The organism is Sphingomonas sp. (assembly GCF_017745215.1).
Lineage (GTDB): Bacteria > Pseudomonadota > Alphaproteobacteria > Sphingomonadales > Sphingomonadaceae > Sphingomonas.
This window is the reverse complement of record NZ_JAGHZV010000005.1, coordinates 28,635-44,203: the sequence shown is the minus strand read 5'-3', so window position 1 is coordinate 44,203 and position 15,569 is coordinate 28,635. Positions and strand designations below refer to the sequence as shown.

The following is a 15,569-nucleotide window of genomic DNA, read 5'->3' as shown; positions in this document are numbered from 1 at the left end:
GCTCAAGGCACGGCGACGGGCCGGTAATGATGCTCGACGAATCGATTCCAGCCTTTTTTCGTCCGGCTTTCAACTGCGAAGCGAAAGCCCTCGTCGCGATCGGGCCAATAGACGAAGCGCGCCGTGCCCGCGGGCATCTCGGCCTCGAAGGCGATCGCGCCGGCGTGGACGTCGCTCGCGTCGCAAGCGGTTCCCTGCGAATTCTTGCCGTCGGAAGTGAAGGACCAGAAAGCGAGCGCCCCGTCGCGCGTCCGGCCGAACAGCGCGCGCTCGCGATAGGCCTTGCCCGGCGCCATTTCCCAGCACGCGTCGAGCTGGACGTGGCTGCCGTTCCACAGCATCTGGAAGCGGCGCGTGCACGCCATCGTGCCGTTCCCCGTCGGATTCGGTGCCTCGGCGCGCCAGTCGCCGAGGAGCGGCTTGAACACCCCGAGCGCGCCGCGGCCGGGCTTCCAGTCGATTGCCATCAAAGCAGGCCGGGGACGAAGCGCTTCACGCGGCGGGCATAGGCGTCATAGGCTGCGCCGAACCGGGCGCGGAGCAGCCTTTCCTCCTCGATCACGCGCAGCCAGGCACCGATCCAGTAGAGCGGCACGCCGAGCACCAGCCCGCGCCAATGGCCGAAGGCGAGCGCCATCGCGAGGAGGAAGAAGAACAGCCCGCTGTAGATCGGGTGGCGGACCAGCGAAAAGGGGCCCGAGGTGACCAGTTCGTGGTCCTCGCGGGTGCGCGCGACCAGGCTCCAGTTGCGCCCCATCGCGCGTGAGGCGCTGAGGAAGGCGACGTAGGTGACGGCCATCAGCAGGAGCGTCGCGGCGCCCTCGGCGATCGCGGGCGTCGAGCGTGTCGCGAGCGCGACGCGGAGCGGGCCGATGCCGACCGCGAGGAAGCCGAGCGTCTGGATCGCGATGCCGAGCACCGACAGCCCCGATCGCGTCGCCCCGGCCTCGCCACCGCCCATGTTGCGCCGGGCCAGCGCGAGCATCAGGAAGAAGCCCGGCACCGCGAGCGCCATCACGCCGAGGCCGGGCAGGCCCACGGGTTGCGGGTCGATCAACTCGATCATGTTTCCCTATTCCCACCGCCCGGCTTGCAGATAGCGATCAAAGTTCGCGCTCAAATCGAACGAGTCAAGCGAGGCGCCAGGATTGACGGCAGAGCATTGCCTCATCACCATCGCCTCGGCATGCGGGGGCGGGAAGTGGCCGATATTTTTCTGAGCTATCAGCATCTCGATCGCGCGCTCGCCGAGCGCATGGCGGCGTTGCTCCAGCAGGCGGGTTTAACGGTCTGGTGGGACGACGATGTCACGCCGCGCGAGGAGTGGGATCGAACCATCGAGCGCGAAATCGCCGCCGCCAAATTCGTCCTGGTGCTTTGGACCCGAAATTCGGTCGAGAGCAACTGGGTGAGGATCGAAGCCAACTACGGAAAGGACTGTCGGCCGCGTAAGCTGGTGCAGGCTCGGTTCGATGGTTGTTCGATACCGATGGGATACAGCCTCATCCAGCACATCGATCTTTCGAGGAGCGACCCTGCCGGCGACAGGGCTTGGAGCAAGCTCTTGAGTTGGCTCGGCGTGGTGCCGAGGGAATCTCACGCGCCGACACCGCCACCTTCGCCGGCGGCGTCGCAGAGCACGGAAACCTACCGAAGCGGGCGCGATGACTCCGCTTCCGCGAAAGCGAAGATTATCTTCGCGCTTCTAATGGTTGCCGCAATATTTCTCGGAATTCTAAACGATTATTTATATAATCTTAGCCCTTATGCGCTGGCCTTTTCGGCAGCAATTTTCGGATTTTCCTATCCAATTGCCCGATATTTCAACAAGACATTCCAAGCGAAAGCTTGGATATTTCCCGTATTGATGTGGATTTCTTCGATTTCTGCTGAGAATGTTTTCATATATTTCTACAATGGAGGAGGCGTCAGGCCGGAGAAAATGATTGGCGCTGCGTGGTGGGGCTTCCTCATGGCGGCGATTCCCCTCGTCGGTGCCCTGGTCACGGGCTTGTTGAGCCGATCGCGAGATTCGCTATTAATATTGGCCGGGTCAATCATAGGTCTGATTTTATTCGACGTTGTTTTGGAATATTGGGGCGACTCTCTGAATGTTGTACCGGAGGGAAAAGTCGTAGTGCTGCCTGTGTTGCTGGTCTATTATCTGCCATGGCACGTGGCATTTGCGCTAGTTTGCCTGCGTCTGCTCCGGATCTAGTATCGCCAGTCAGCTCCCATGGCTCCATTGCCAGCGCTGATAGGCGTCGACCACGTCCGATTGCTTCAGGATGCGCGAGGCGGGGTCGACGACGATGTGAACGTCCGTGGGGGCAGTGAGCGTGGCGGTGCCGCCGGGCATCGCGACCGTCCGGACGCTGTCGCCGACCTGGACCTCGACCGGGAGGGGGAAAGGCTTGTCGTGCGGGGTCGACCAGCGGAGCTTCAGCTGGTCGCCGGTGCGGGTCACGACCAGCTTGGGCAGCGCCGCCTCGCGGAGGTAGACGTCGAAGAACCAGCCCAAGTCCTGTCCGCTCACCTGGTTGGCGATCCGGATATAGTCGTTGGTCGTCGCGAAGCGCGGCTTGAAATTGCCGGGGAGCGGATCGGGGCGGCCGTAGACGAGGCGGCGAGTGATCTCCCAGAAGGCCTTGTCGCCGACATAGTTCCTGAGCGTGTGGAGTACCCAGGCGCCCTTGACGTAGATGTCCTGCGCAGGCCCGCCGTTCTCGGCCTCATAGACCTGCTCCTCGGTCATGATCCGGCCCGAGACGATCGGCGCGCGGTTCATGATGGTGAGGCGGAACTCGTCCATCATCGTCGCATAGCGCGCCTCGCCCTCGCGCCAGCGGCCGTAGAGCGGCTGCATATACTGGGCATAGCCTTCGTGGAGCCAGTAATCGTCCCAGTTCGCCGCGGTCATCTGGTTGCCGAACCATTCGTGCGCGAGCTCGTGCTGGAAGATCTCGTCGAAGCCGCTCGGCGTCTTGGTGTAGTCGTTGCCGTAGGCGTTGATCGTCTGGTGCTCCATGCCCAGATGCGGGGTCTCGACGACGCCAACCTTCTCGTCTCCCCAGGGATAGGGGCCGATCATCGTCTCGAAGAAGTCCATCGCCGGGGCGAATTCCTGGAACAGCCCGGCGGCGCGGTTCTCGCGGCCGGGGAGGTACCAGTAGCTCATCGGGATCCTGTTGCCGAAGCGGCTGAGGTAGACCGCGGAGATCTCCTTGTAGGGCGCCGCCGCGATCGCGACCGAATAGGGATTGGGGCTGCGCGCGCGCCAGTTCCAGGTCGAGCGGCCGTCGGGGAGCTTGTCGACCCCGACCAGCGTGCCGTTGCCCGGCGCGATCAGCCCGGCGGGGACGGTCAGATGGAAGTCGACGAGGTCGGGCTCGCCCGCGGGGAAATCGAGGCAGGGCCAGAACAGGTCGCAGCCATAGCCTTCGGCGGTGCTCGCCACCCAGGGCTTGCCCTGAGGAGTCTTCGCCCAGACCATGCCGTCGTTCCAAGGCGCGCGAACCGCGACGTGCGGCGTGCCGCCATAGGTGATCGCAGCGACGACCTGGTCGCCGGGCTTGAGCGGGTGGGGGAGCCGAATCGCCAGCCGCCCTTCCGGGTTCGACCAGGCCGAGGCGGCGAGCGGCTTGCCGTCGATGCTGACCGCGGTGACCGGCAGATTGCGGTCGAGATCGATCAGCAGCCGGTTCTGCGGGGCGGAGGTGGTGAGGGTGAGGATGGCATGGCCCTTCAGCGTCTCCCTGTCCGGGAAGATCTCGATCGCCAGGTCGACATGCGCCAGGTGCAGCGCCGCGCGCTCGGGATCGATCGGCCCGCCCGATTGTTTCGTCGTATCGGTGATCGGCGGCTCGCCCTTCTCCGGCGCGGCGGCGCCGATCAGCAGGGGAAGCGCGGCGAGAAGCAGGGGAGCGCGGATATGAGCCTCCGTCAGTCGAAAAATCTTGTGGAGAAACGGGGTTTACGGGCCCGAACGGGGTCGCGCCGGGGCATCAAAGCGGCAGAGTGATTGATGCTGATAACGCGCGCACCATATAAAGGTAGTATGAAGCCCGGATAGGGCTGCCCCGGAGTACCCATGAAGCAATCCTACCCAGTTCTGCCGCTCCGCGACATCGTCGTGTTCCCCCACATGATCGTGCCGCTCTTCGTCGGTCGCGACAAGTCGGTCGCGGCGCTCGAAGCGGCAATGGCGGACGACAAGGAAATCTTCCTCGTCGCCCAGCTCGATCCCAGCGAGGACGATCCCGGCCGCGAGGACCTCTACGACACCGGCGTCTCGGCCGAAGTGCTCCAGCTGCTCAAGCTCCCCGACGGCACCGTGCGCGTGCTGGTGGCGGGCCGCGAGCGCGGCCAGCTCGAATCGATCGAGGAGGCGGGCGGCTTCCTGACCGCCAACGTCTCGCCCGTCACCGAGGACGACACCGGCCTCGAGGAAGCCAGCGCCGAACTGAAGGCGCTGATGCGCTCGGTGATCGACCAGTTCGAGAATTACGCCAAGCTCAACCGCAAGCTGCCGGCGGAGACCGCGGTGCAGCTCGCCGAGCTCGAGGACCCCAGCCGGCTGGCCGACGCCGTCGCGTCGAACATCGCGGTCAAGGTCTCGGACAAGCAGTCGCTGCTGGTCGAGAGCGATCCGCAGAAACGGCTCGAGATGGTGTTCGCCTTCATGGAAGGCGAGCTGGGCGTGCTCCAGGTCGAGAAGAAGATCCGCTCGCGCGTCAAGCGCCAGATGGAGAAGACCCAGCGCGAATATTATCTCAACGAGCAGCTCAAGGCGATCCAGCGCGAGCTGGGCAACGAGGGCGAGGAAGGCGAGGGCGACGAGATCGCCGAGCTGACCCAGAAGATCGCCACGCTCAAGCTCTCGAAGGAAGCGCGCACCAAGGCGCAGGGCGAGCTCAAGAAGCTCAAGACCATGGCGCCGATGAGCGCCGAGGCGACGGTGGTGCGCAACTATCTCGACGTGCTGCTGGGCCTGCCCTGGGGCAAGAAGTCGAAGCTCAAGAAGGACCTGATCGAGGCCGAGGGCGTGCTCGACGCGGACCATTACGGCCTCGAGAAGGTCAAGGACCGCATCATCGAATATCTCGCGGTGCAGGCACGGACCAACAAGCTGAAGGGGCCGATCCTGTGCCTCGTCGGCCCGCCGGGCGTGGGCAAGACCTCGCTGGGCAAGTCGATCGCCAAGGCCACCGGCCGCGAGTTCGTGCGCCAGTCGCTGGGCGGCGTGCGCGACGAGGCCGAGATCCGCGGCCACAGGCGTACCTACATCGGTTCGCTGCCGGGCAAGATCGTGTCGAACCTGCGCAAGGCCGGCGCCTCGAACCCGCTGTTCCTGCTCGACGAGATCGACAAGCTCGGCCAGGACTTCCGCGGCGATCCCGCCTCGGCGCTGCTCGAAGTGCTCGACCCCGAACAGAACAGCAAGTTCAACGACCATTACCTCGAGATCGACATCGACCTCTCGGACGTGATGTTCGTGACGACGGCGAACTCGCTCAACCTGCCGCAGCCGCTGCTCGACCGCATGGAGATCATCCGGCTCGAAGGCTATACCGAGGACGAGAAGGTCGAGATCGCCAAGCGCCACCTGATCGAGAAGCAGATCGAGGCGCACGGGCTCAAGGAAGGCGAGTTCACCCTCACCGACGAGGGCCTGCGCGCGCTGATCCAGAAGTACACGCGCGAGGCGGGCGTGCGCACGCTTGAGCGCGAGATCGCCAAGCTCGCGCGCAAGGCGTTGCGCAAGATCCTCGAGGGCAAGGAAACCAGCGTGACGATCACGCCGGAGAACCTCCACGAGTTCGCGGGCGTGCAGAAGTACCGCCACGGCCTCTCCGAGGAGGAGCATCAGATCGGCGCGGTCACCGGGCTGGCCTGGACCGAGGTCGGCGGCGAGCTGCTCACGATCGAGAGCGTGACCGTGCCCGGCAAGGGCGCGATCAAGACTACCGGCAAGCTCGGCGACGTGATGAAGGAATCGGTCGAGGCCGCGTTCAGCTTCGTCAAGGCGCGCAGCCCCGCCTACGGGATCAAGCCGAGCCTGCTCCAGCGCAAGGACATTCACGTCCATTTGCCCGAGGGCGCGGTGCCCAAGGACGGCCCGTCGGCAGGCATCGGGCTGGTCACGGCGATCGTCTCGACGCTCACCGGCGTTCCGGTGCGCAAGGACATCGCGATGACCGGCGAAGTCACGCTGCGCGGCCGCGTGCTGCCGATCGGCGGGTTGAAGGAGAAGCTGCTGGCGGCGCTGCGCGGCGGCATCAAGACGGTGCTGATCCCGGTCGAGAACGAGAAGGACCTGGCGGAAATCCCCGCGAACATCCGCGAGGGGCTGGAGATCATCCCCGTCAAGCATGTCGACGAAGTGCTGCGCCTGGCGCTCACCGAGCCGCTCTCGGCGATCGACTGGACCGAGGCCGACGAGCTGGCAGCCCAGCCGCCGGCGCCGGTGCCTGGGCTGGTGGAGTCGGCGCAGCGGCATTGATACGGGCTCGCCCCTCTCCATCCGTGGGGAGGGGCATTTCCTGAATCGTCATCCCGGCGAAAGCCGGGACCCAGGGTTACGAGCGACGTCCTCTGCTGCCCTGGGTCCCGGCTTTCGCCGGGATGACGGCTTTTGGTGATGGGCCGGAACCCTCTGGCGTACGTACATTCCCCAATGGTGCGTTCAGCACCTTTAGCTGCTTGATTTGCTTTGACAGCGGCGGCGGGGGCGTGCTGACTGGCAAACTCGGCTTCGCCGCGACTCATAAGTGCAACAAAGATCGAAACTCGAGCAGGGGGTCCCAGGAGAATGAACAAGCAGGAGCTGATCGGACAGGTCGCAGAGACGTCCGGCCTCGGCAAGGGCGACGCCAGCAAGGCTGTGGAGGCCGTGTTCGACGCGATCACCAGCGCGCTCAAGAAGGGCGACGAAGTCCGGCTCGTCGGCTTCGGCACCTTCTCGGTGAGCAAGCGCAAGGCCTCGGTGGGCCGCAATCCGCGCACGCGCGAGCCGATGACGATCAAGGCGTCGTCGCAGCCCAAGTTCAAGGCGGGCAAGGGGCTGAAGGACGCGGTCAACTGATCGTTCCGGGCCGGTCGGCGGCGAGCAGCGCAAAGCCTCTGGACAGCGCCGCGATCGCCGCCTAAAGGCCCGCTTCCCGTTTCGGTCCAGGCATTCGAGAATCCGGGACCATGGGCGCGTAGCTCAGTGGTAGAGCACTGTGTTCACACCGCAGGGGTCGCAAGTTCAATCCTTGCCGCGCCCACCATTTCGAGAAAGGGCCTGCAGCCGACCGGCCGCGGGCCCTTTCGATTATCGGGCCCCGAAGCGGCCCAGGCGCGAGAGGCGAGCGGCGGCATGCGACTTTCCGGCATACTGAAGCCCGAATATCTCCATCGTCCCGGCAACCTCCTGCGCAGGCTGCGCTACGCGAAGGTTTCGCCGGGCGCCCAAGTCGAGACCCGGGTGTTCGGCGAGCCCTTCCGCGTCTGGCCCGCCGAAGTGGTCGGGCGGCAAATCCTCTATTTCGGCCTCTACGACCTGACCGTGACCGAGGCGCTGTGGCGGCTTGCCGATCGGGGCGAGCAGGCGGTCGATGTCGGTGCGAACATCGGTTACACCGCCGCGCTGCTCCTGAACCGCGTCGGTGCGAGCGGCCGGGTGACCGCGTTCGAGGCGCATCCGGGCGTGTTCGCCGAGCTCCGCGCCAATGTCGCGCGCCGCCGCAACGCCGATCGGGTGACGTGCGTCCATGCCGCAGTGTCGAGCCGGGCGGGACATGCGACACTCCACATCCCGCGCGATTTCGCCGACAATCATGGTATCGCCAGCCTCGAGACGCTCGGTGAGGACGACGAGCTGGTGACGGTCGAGGCCGTGACGCTCGACGCGGCGCTGGGCGAGGCGGGCGCTGTCGGCGTGCTCAAGATCGACGTCGAAGGGCATGAACTGGCGGTGCTTGACGGTGCCGCGGGGCTGCTCGCGCGGCACGGCGTTCGCGATGTGGTGTTCGAGGACCACCAGCCCGAGCAATCCCGCGTCGCGGCGCGGCTGCACGAGGCGGGCTATGCGCTCTTCCACCTGCAGAAGATGATGGGCGGGGTGACGCTGGTGCCGCTCGGCGAACCGGTGACGCTCTCGCCCTGGGAACCGCCGAACCTGCTCGCGACTGTCGATCCGGCGCGGGCGCGGGCGCGGTTTGCGAAGGGCGGGTGGTTCAGCCTGAAGGGCTAGGACCGTTATCGCCCCTCCCTCACGGGGAGGGGAATTGGGCGGCGGACGCTCGCCGTCTCCCCGCGCCGCATGCTGTTCGGTCCAGGCGGGACGGCCGGCTTCGGACTGCCGACGGATATCGGGGATGGGGACCTCGGCGCCCGGCAGCCGCGTCCGTCGAGATGGCATGCCCCCGGTGCCCGTCCTCGAGCGCGGGTCCGCGACGACATCCTCATAGGCGAGGCGCAGCAGCCCGCGCGCGAGGGAGCGGCTGGGGAATAGCCGCGCTCGTCGGCGTCGAACATGCCGGTCCTGCCAGGCCGGCGTGCAGTCTCCCGCGAAGATGATGCCAGGATGACGCGAAACCATCCGTTGCTTTCGTGCATCGTCATTCAAGCGTCACATGATTGTCTCGCAACTGTCTCCGAAACCGCACTTGCTTGTCATTCGCCGTCCCTAGCGGAGGTGCGCGGACGACAGGGGGAACCGAGTCGCTCCACAGCGCACGCCCACACAATCCGGCACCCCGCCCGGACACGGAGACATTATGGCTAACTTCCACCGCCTCGGCCTCATCCTCATGACCAGCTGCGCGGGTGCCGCCCTTTCGGCGTGCGATGGCGCGACCAGCGTCGCCTCGCCCGGACCCGGCACGATCGTGGTCAACCCGCCGGCCACGCCGACGCCCACCCCCACGCCGACTCCGACCCCGACGCCCGCGATCACCGTCGCGCAGTTCGCGTCGACCTCGGGCCAGTCGGTCGCCGCGACGGCGATCACGGCGCAGGAGCAGTATGACATCGTCAACGGCGGCTCGAACAACAACCTCAGCGGCACCAACCCGCTGAACGGCGTGATCCCGCAGGGCGGCGCGACCACCGCGACGGCCGGCGACCCGACCACGCTCAACCCTTCGGGCACCAGCTTCTTCGTCGCCGCGAGCTTCCTCGGCGCGATCAACGGCTCGGGCGACACCTCCTTCCAGAACTGGACCTGCAACTCGGGTTCGGCGAACTTCGGCGGCGGCGGCGCCAACTGCGTCGCGATCCCGAACGTCGGCACGCCGGCGGCTGCGGCGGGCTCGTGCCCGGCCGGCACCACCGATGACGGCGTCGTCTCGGCCGTGCGCCTCTGCCGCCTGCCGAGCGTGATCAGCACCAACCTGACGCTGCCGAAGATCGCCGGCCTGGTCTATCGCTTCCGCGGCCAGACCGAAGTCGGCGTCGACGTCGGCACCACCGGCGCGGCGCCGGGCGGCACCGCGGTGACGCTCACCATCGAAGCGGGCGTCGTCCTCGCGGCGGACTCGAGCGAAGCCTCGAACGACCTGATCCTCGTCAACCGCGGCTCGAAGATCCACGCCGTCGGCTCGGTCTCGTCGCCGATCGTCTTCACGGCGCAGCAGAACCTCGTCGCCAACGGCGTGTCGGACGCGTCGCAGGGCCTGTGGGGCGGCATCATCCTGCTCGGCCGCGCGCCGACCGCGGTCTGCCGCTCGGGCACCGGCCCGAACGACGCCGGCGGCACCAGCACGACCTGCGAAAACCCGATCGAGGGCGTGACCGGCCGCTTCTACGGCGGCGCGGTGCAGAACGACAGCAGCGGCGAGATGCAGTACGTCCAGATCCGCTACACCGGCATCGCGATCAGCGAAGGCAACGAGCTGCAGGGCCTGACGCTCGGCGGCGTCGGCAACGGCACCACGCTCGACCACATCCAGAGCCACAATTCGGCGGACGACGGCGTGGAAGTCTTCGGCGGCACCGCCAACTTCCGCTACATGGTCATGACCGGCTGGGACGATGACGGCTTCGACATCGACAACGGCTGGCGCGGCCTCGCCCAGTTCATCATCGCGGCGCAGAAGCCGGGCGGCGCCACCGCCGACTCCTTCTCGACCGAGATCGACTCGAACGGTGCGGAAGACCTGCTGCCCCGCACCTGGGGCCGCTATGCCAACTTCACCTTCATCCAGAACTCGACCTCGACCAACCCGCCGGCGGCGATCCGCCTGCGCGGCGGCGCCGACATGAACTTCATGAACGGCATCGTGAAGTCGCCGGCGGGTGTCGCCTGCGTCAACTTCATCGCCAACGAAGTCGACGCGGCCGACCGCACGACGATCCGCGCCGCGAACTCGGCCAAGCAGGACAACGGCCCGCCGGTGTTCACCTCGGTCTACTTCGCGTGCCAGGGCCGCTGAGCCCAGGGCTGGTTTGATTGAACAACCGTGCCGGGTCGGCCGCGAAAGCAGCCGGCCCGGCATCGGCTACCCCGAACTCGATTGTGGATGCTCGGCATGAAAAAGCCACTTGCCCTCGGAACGCTTCTTCTCGTTACGTCCCAGCTGGTCGCCCCGGCTGCGCTGGCGCAGGCGGCTGGCGGCGAGGCGCCCCAGACGGCCGCGCCCGCGGCGGCTCCGGCGGACCAGGACCAGGCCCCTCAGGACGCCGAAGTCTCGTCGCCCGGCTATGACGAGACGATGGGCGAGGAAATCGTCGTCATCGGCCGCAACATCCCGAACACCGTGCGCGCGACGCCGCAGGTTGTGTCGGTGCTCTCGACCGAGGACATCGCGCGCACCGGCGAAGGCGACATCGCCAGCGCCCTCACGCGCGTCACCGGCCTCAGCGTCGTCGGCAACGGCTTCGTCTATGTCCGCGGCCTCGGCGACCGCTATTCCTCGGCGCTGCTCAACGGCTCGCCGCTGCCCTCGCCCGAACCGCTGCGCCGCTCGGTGCCGCTCGACATCTTCCCGACCACGATCGTCGGCTCGGCGATGGTGCAGAAGAGCTATTCCGCCAACTATGCCGGCGAGTTCGGCGGCGGCGTTATCAACCTGACGACCAAGGCCGTGCCCGAGAAGAGCTTCGTCGAGATCGGCGGCTCGGTCGGCTATGATTCGACCACCACGGGCCAGTTCGGCTTCACCTATGACGGCGGCAAATACGACTGGACGGGCTACGACTCGGGCGAGCGCAAGGTCCCCGACTTCATCACCGCGGCGCCGGGCGGCACCGGCGTGATCCCGACCGCGCAGGTGGTGACGCTCTCGGGCGCGCAGACCTCGCTGCTCCAGCAGAACGACGAGCTGCCGGTCAATTTCTCGGGCAACATCAACATCGGCCAGGTGTTCGACATGGGCGGCGCCCGGCTGGGCCTGGTCGCGACCGGCGGCATCAGCAACAACTGGCGCACGCGCGACACGACGCAGCAGGATGCGGTGAGCTCGGCGGGCACGATCCGCAACGACTTCCACACCCAGATCACCGACAATCGCGCGATCGTGAACGGGCTGCTCGGCCTTGGCCTCGAGTTCGGCGAGCAGAAGATCCGCCTGACCAACGTGTACATCCACGACACGCTGAAGCAGGCGCGCGGCTCGACCGCGACGGTCTACAACAACAGCAGCGGCAACCCGCGCTTCCTCCAGGACACCGAATGGTTCGAGCGCCAGCTGTTCGAGACCCAGGCGGTGGGCGAGTTCAAGTTCGGCGACGTCTCGCTGGACCTGCGCGGCGCCTATGCCAATTCGAAGCGCGAATCGCCGTATGAGCGCAGCTTCGACTATCTCTACAACCCGACCTACCAGGCCTATCAGGCGACCAACACCTTCGGGCCGTTCGCGACGCTGACCTTCAGCGACCTGAACGAGGATCTGTGGAGCGGCCAGGCCGACCTCGGCGTGCGCCTTCCCACCGACCGGCCGATGAAGTTCTCGTCGGGCTTCTACTACAGCGACGCCAAGCGCACCTCGACGCGCCTGCCGTTCGTCTACCAGACCAATGTGGGCGGCGCGATCCCGTTCCCCTACAACCTGCTGCGCCCCGACCTGCTGCTCAGCTCGGACGTTCTCACCAAGGCCTGCGACACGCTCAACGACGGCGTCGGCCCGGGCTGCGTGCGCCTGAAGCTGACCGGCGACCCGCAGGGCTTCGGCTATGACGCGTCGCTGCGTGTGGCGGCGGGCTACATGCAGCTCGAGGCCGAGCCCTGGGATGGCGTCCGCGGCACCGTGGGCGTCCGCTACGAGCGCGCTACTGAACGCGTCCAGCCGACCGGCGGCGCCGCGCCGATCCTGCTGCAGAAGTCGTACTGGCTGCCCGCGGCGACGCTGACCTGGAACTTCGTCAAGGACATGCAGTTCCGCGTGCACGCCTCGAAGACGATCGCCCGGCCGCAGTTCCGCGAACTCGCCCCGCAGCAGTTCCAGGACTATGAGTCGGACCGCCTGTTCTTCGGCAACCCGCGCCTGCAGGATACCGAGCTCACCAACTACGAAGCGCGCTACGAGTGGTTCTTCGGCCGCAACGAGCGCATCACCGCGGCGGGCTTCTACAAGGACATCAAGCGCCCGATCGAGCAGGTCGGCTTCCGCCCGACGCCCGACGCGCGCCTGCAGACCGGCTTCTCCTACGTGCCCAGCGCTCAGCTGTACGGCGGCGAGATCGAGGCCCAGAAGTACGTGCCCCTGAGCGGGCTGGGCGGCGGCTTCTTCGCGTCGCGCCGGCTGGTGCTGATCGCCAACTACACCTATACCCAGTCGAAGATCGACGCGTCGGACGAGTGCGTGCCGCAGGTGGCGGGCACCGCGGCGCTCGGCAGCTGCGCGGCGGGCTTCGCGCCGGCCAAGCTGCTGTATCGCGACGGCGCGCCGATGACCGGCCAGTCGGATCATCTCGTCAACGCCCAGATCGGCATCGAGGACACCGACTCGCTGTCGCAGCTGACGATGCTGTTCAACTATGCGAGCGACCGCGTGACCAACCGCGGCCCGAGCGACCTGAGCGGCTTGGGCTTCCTGCCCGACATCATCGAGCATCCGGGCATCCGCCTGGACGTGGTGGCGCGGCAGGGCTTCAAGGTGTTCGGCACGCAGCTCGAAGTGAAGCTGGAAGCGCGCAACCTCACCGGCCAGGGCTATGAGGAAGCGCAGACCTTCGCCGATGGCAAGAAGGTCTACATCAACCGCTACAAGCTGGGCCGGATGTTCTCGGCCGGGTTGAACGTCACCTTCTGATCGACCCGAAAGGGGGAGCCTGGGCTCCGGGGCGCATGCGTGCTCCGGGGCCCGCTTCTTTTTGGGGAGAGAGGGGGCAAAGCTCTCGGTCGTCATCCCGGCGAAAGCCGGGACCCAGGGCCGCGAGCGACGTGCTTTGTAACCCTGGGTCCCGGCTTTCGCCGGGATGACGGTTGGATTTTCAGATGGCTTGGCGCACCATCAGCCGCTCGCCGTCGCGCACGATGAGCGAAGCCTCGCCGTTCAGGCGGAGGTGCGCCAGTGCGTTACGTCGGCATCGAGCGTCGCCGTTGATCTGCTGCTCCACCCAGCGGCGCCACTGCGGGTCCGCCAGCGCCAGCCGCTCGGCGTCGAGGATCGAGGCGTCATGCGTCCGCCGCAATTCCTTGATGTGCATGATCCAGCGGTTGCGCTCGTCTATCTCACCCCCAGGGCCGCTCGCGGAACCACTTGGTGACGACGTACTTCAGCCCCGCACGCACCTTCATAGCATGGTGGAGCGTCGAAGGATTGGGTGTGCCGTCCAGCCGGAGGTTGTTCCAGGCGAGCAGCTTGCCGGTCTCGGGCTGGACGATCTTGTCGATCGCCTTGAAGCGCGTCGCGCCGCCCGATTCGACGTCGTTGAGATAGAGCATCACCGTCCAGGTGCGCTGGCCCGCGACGGTGCAATACGTCGCATAGTCCATGCCGTTGGGCTCGAAATAGTCGGTATGCGCCTTGAACTCCTGGCCGACCGAATAGCGCTGCCCTTGCGGCGGCTCGCCGTGCGCGGGGTGGAGGCCGATGAAGTCGAGCAGCCGCCGGTCGAGCTCGGCGACGAGCGGATCGGCGCGGTCGAGGTCGCAGGTCTCGCTGGTGCGATAGGCATAGTCGCCGTTGCCGTCGGCGATCTCCGAGGGTCGGCGGTTGACGTCGATCCGCGCCATCAGCTCGCGGCAGAAGTCGGGCTCGAGGAAGTCCTTCTTGATGAACAGGGTGAGCTTGGGGCTCGGCACGCGCTGGACGCCGGGCTGGCGGAGGATGTGCGCGATCACGGGCTCGGACGGGTGGCCCGACGGCGGCACCGCGAGCGTTTCGAAGGCAGGTTCCATCGCCGCCTCTCTGCCAAATCGCGCCCGCCGATTCCAGCGTGCCGCGAAACTGTCATCAAACCGAAAGCGTTGCGTAACGTCATCATCCTAGGCCCATCACGGCTGCAGCAAGGGGAGCCCGGGGACTTGGACGCGGAGGCGCTGGCTCAGCCTGGAGCGAGGTCTGGAACCACCGATGCCGCCGATTCCGGACTGATCGACGAGATCGCCGGCGAGGCGTTGCGCCGCGGCGCCACCAAGATCCATCTCGAACCGCAGAAGGATGGCGGGCTGACCGTGCGCTTCCGTGTCGCGGGCGGGCTCGCCGAGGCCTCGCGCCTGCCGCCGCATGCTGCCGCCGGCGTCGCCCAGCGTCTCGCCGCGACGCCGATCAGGCTCGCCGGGCGCGACGTCGAGGTCTCGCGCTTCGGCATCGGCACGGGCGAGCGGATCGTGCTCCACCTCGGCGCGCCGGCGCGGCGATCGACCACGCTCGAGGCGCTCGGCATGCGGCCCGAGCTCGCCCAGTCGCTCGCGCTGGCGCTCGGCAGGCGCGGCGGGCTCGCGATCGTCGCGGGGCCGCCCGGGTCGGGTCGCTCGACCACGCTGACGGCGCTGGCCCGGGAGCTCGAGAGCACGGCGCGTTGCGTGCTGCCGCTGCCGGTCGAAGGCACCATCGCCGAGCGCTTTGCCGCCGTGATGCGGCAGGATCCCGATGCGATCCTCGCCGGCTCGATCCCCGACCGCCAGACCGCCGCCGCGGCGGTGCGGGCGGCCGAGGCGGGGCATCTCGTGCTCGCCAAGATCGATGCGCTCGATGCCATCTCCGCCATCCTCCGCCTTCGCGAGCTGCGCGTCGAACCGTTCCAGCTCGCCTCGACGCTCCATGCGGTACTCGCCCAGCGGCTCGCCAGGCGGCTGTGCGGCGATTGCCGCGAGCCGGTCCAGGCCGAGGCGTCGGTGTCCGCGCTGCTCGGGTTCGACGCGGGCGCAGTGGTCTATGCGCCGGTCGGCTGCGGGTCGTGCGAAAGCGGGCATCGCGGGATGAGCGGGGTGTTCGAGGCGATCCTGCCCGACGCGGCGCTGCGCCGGCTGATCAACGACGGCGGCGACGGCGCGATCCTCGCGCGCCACGCATTCCTCAACGCGCCGAACCTCGGATCGGCCGCGCGCGCGCTGGTCCGCGAGGGCGTCACGACGGCCGAGGAAGCGGTTCGTCTCTCCCGAAGTTGATGCGCAAGAGAGGTGCTTGCGCTAGGATGGA

12 protein-coding genes and 1 tRNA gene are annotated in these 15,569 nt (G+C 67.1%); 8 read left to right on the top strand and 5 right to left on the bottom strand.

The features are described 5' to 3' along the window. Positions 1-2 precede the first annotated feature (2 nt). Together J7495_RS06570 and J7495_RS06565 are read right to left on the bottom strand one after the other, a co-directional pair. Positions 3-467 (bottom strand): hypothetical protein, encoded by a 465-nt coding sequence (locus tag J7495_RS06570; RefSeq protein ID WP_294055562.1) that lies wholly within the window; start codon positions 465-467, stop codon positions 3-5. Beyond that, positions 467-1,066, bottom strand: coding sequence for an isoprenylcysteine carboxylmethyltransferase family protein (locus J7495_RS06565; protein WP_294055560.1), 600 nt, complete (start codon positions 1,064-1,066; stop codon positions 467-469). Before J7495_RS06565 ends, J7495_RS06570 begins: the two co-directional genes overlap by 1 nt. Positions 1,067-1,090: 24 nt before the next feature. Here J7495_RS06565 and J7495_RS06560 point away from each other — a divergent pair, with 24 nt between their 5' ends. Then, a complete protein-coding gene (locus tag J7495_RS06560) occupies positions 1,091-2,218 on the top strand; it encodes a toll/interleukin-1 receptor domain-containing protein (RefSeq protein WP_294055558.1) in 1,128 nt (375 codons plus the stop codon). 9 nt (positions 2,219-2,227) lie between these two features. Here J7495_RS06560 and J7495_RS06555 read toward each other — a convergent pair whose 3' ends face one another. Continuing rightward, on the bottom strand, positions 2,228-3,919 hold the full coding sequence (locus J7495_RS06555) for a M1 family metallopeptidase (RefSeq protein ID WP_294055847.1): 1,692 nt from the start codon (positions 3,917-3,919) through the stop codon (positions 2,228-2,230). Positions 3,920-4,090: 171 nt separating this feature from the next. Between J7495_RS06555 and lon the strand changes: the two genes are divergently transcribed. The 6 genes from lon to J7495_RS06525 all read left to right on the top strand — a co-directional run bounded on the left by lon (position 4,091) and on the right by J7495_RS06525 (position 13,235). Next, positions 4,091-6,502 (top strand): endopeptidase La, encoded by a 2,412-nt coding sequence (lon, locus tag J7495_RS06550; protein WP_294055557.1) that lies wholly within the window; start codon positions 4,091-4,093, stop codon positions 6,500-6,502. A gap of 309 nt (positions 6,503-6,811) precedes the next feature. Further along, positions 6,812-7,084, top strand: a complete 273-nt coding sequence (locus tag J7495_RS06545; RefSeq protein WP_294055555.1) for an HU family DNA-binding protein — start codon at positions 6,812-6,814, stop codon at positions 7,082-7,084. 112 nt (positions 7,085-7,196) lie between these two features. Then, positions 7,197-7,271: transfer RNA gene (locus tag J7495_RS06540), tRNA-Val, on the top strand. Positions 7,272-7,360: 89 nt separating this feature from the next. Then, positions 7,361-8,236 carry an FkbM family methyltransferase gene (locus J7495_RS06535; protein ID WP_294055553.1) on the top strand — a complete coding sequence of 292 codons (876 nt, stop codon included), beginning with the start codon at positions 7,361-7,363 and terminating at the stop codon, positions 8,234-8,236. Between the two features lie 526 nt (positions 8,237-8,762). After that, positions 8,763-10,418, top strand: a complete 1,656-nt coding sequence (locus J7495_RS06530) for a hypothetical protein (protein ID WP_294055551.1) — start codon at positions 8,763-8,765, stop codon at positions 10,416-10,418. 96 nt (positions 10,419-10,514) lie between these two features. Further along, complete coding sequence (locus J7495_RS06525) at positions 10,515-13,235, top strand: TonB-dependent receptor plug domain-containing protein (protein ID WP_294055549.1); 2,721 nt, start codon at positions 10,515-10,517, stop codon at positions 13,233-13,235. A gap of 181 nt (positions 13,236-13,416) precedes the next feature. Here the strand turns inward: J7495_RS06525 and J7495_RS06520 are convergent, their stop codons facing one another. Beyond that, positions 13,417-13,632: a hypothetical protein gene (locus J7495_RS06520; RefSeq protein WP_294055547.1), complete on the bottom strand. Its 216-nt coding sequence runs from the start codon at positions 13,630-13,632 to the stop codon at positions 13,417-13,419. Positions 13,633-13,657: 25 nt separating this feature from the next. Then, the gene (locus tag J7495_RS06515; RefSeq protein ID WP_294055545.1) at positions 13,658-14,326 is read right to left on the bottom strand and encodes a 2OG-Fe(II) oxygenase; all 669 of its coding nucleotides are present in this window, start codon (positions 14,324-14,326) and stop codon (positions 13,658-13,660) included. Between the two features lie 126 nt (positions 14,327-14,452). Here J7495_RS06515 and J7495_RS06510 point away from each other — a divergent pair, with 126 nt between their 5' ends. Next, positions 14,453-15,538 carry an ATPase, T2SS/T4P/T4SS family gene (locus J7495_RS06510; protein WP_294055543.1) on the top strand — a complete coding sequence of 362 codons (1,086 nt, stop codon included), beginning with the start codon at positions 14,453-14,455 and terminating at the stop codon, positions 15,536-15,538. The last annotated feature ends 31 nt before the right edge of the window (positions 15,539-15,569 follow it).

Excerpts from the sequence above, each read along its gene's own strand:
- J7495_RS06570 (WP_294055562.1), bottom strand. The coding sequence starts at position 467 with ATGGCAATCGACTGGAAGCCCGGCCGCGGCGCGCTCGGGGTGTTCAAG.
- J7495_RS06520 (WP_294055547.1), bottom strand. The coding sequence starts at position 13,632 with ATGCACATCAAGGAATTGCGGCGGACGCATGACGCCTCGATCCTCGAC.
- J7495_RS06525 (WP_294055549.1), top strand. The coding sequence starts at position 10,515 with ATGAAAAAGCCACTTGCCCTCGGAACGCTTCTTCTCGTTACGTCCCAG.
- J7495_RS06515 (WP_294055545.1), bottom strand. The coding sequence starts at position 14,326 with ATGGAACCTGCCTTCGAAACGCTCGCGGTGCCGCCGTCGGGCCACCCG.
- J7495_RS06545 (WP_294055555.1), top strand. The coding sequence starts at position 6,812 with ATGAACAAGCAGGAGCTGATCGGACAGGTCGCAGAGACGTCCGGCCTC.
- J7495_RS06530 (WP_294055551.1), top strand. The coding sequence starts at position 8,763 with ATGGCTAACTTCCACCGCCTCGGCCTCATCCTCATGACCAGCTGCGCG.
- lon (WP_294055557.1), top strand. The coding sequence starts at position 4,091 with ATGAAGCAATCCTACCCAGTTCTGCCGCTCCGCGACATCGTCGTGTTC.
- J7495_RS06565 (WP_294055560.1), bottom strand. The coding sequence starts at position 1,066 with ATGATCGAGTTGATCGACCCGCAACCCGTGGGCCTGCCCGGCCTCGGC.
- J7495_RS06535 (WP_294055553.1), top strand. The coding sequence starts at position 7,361 with ATGCGACTTTCCGGCATACTGAAGCCCGAATATCTCCATCGTCCCGGC.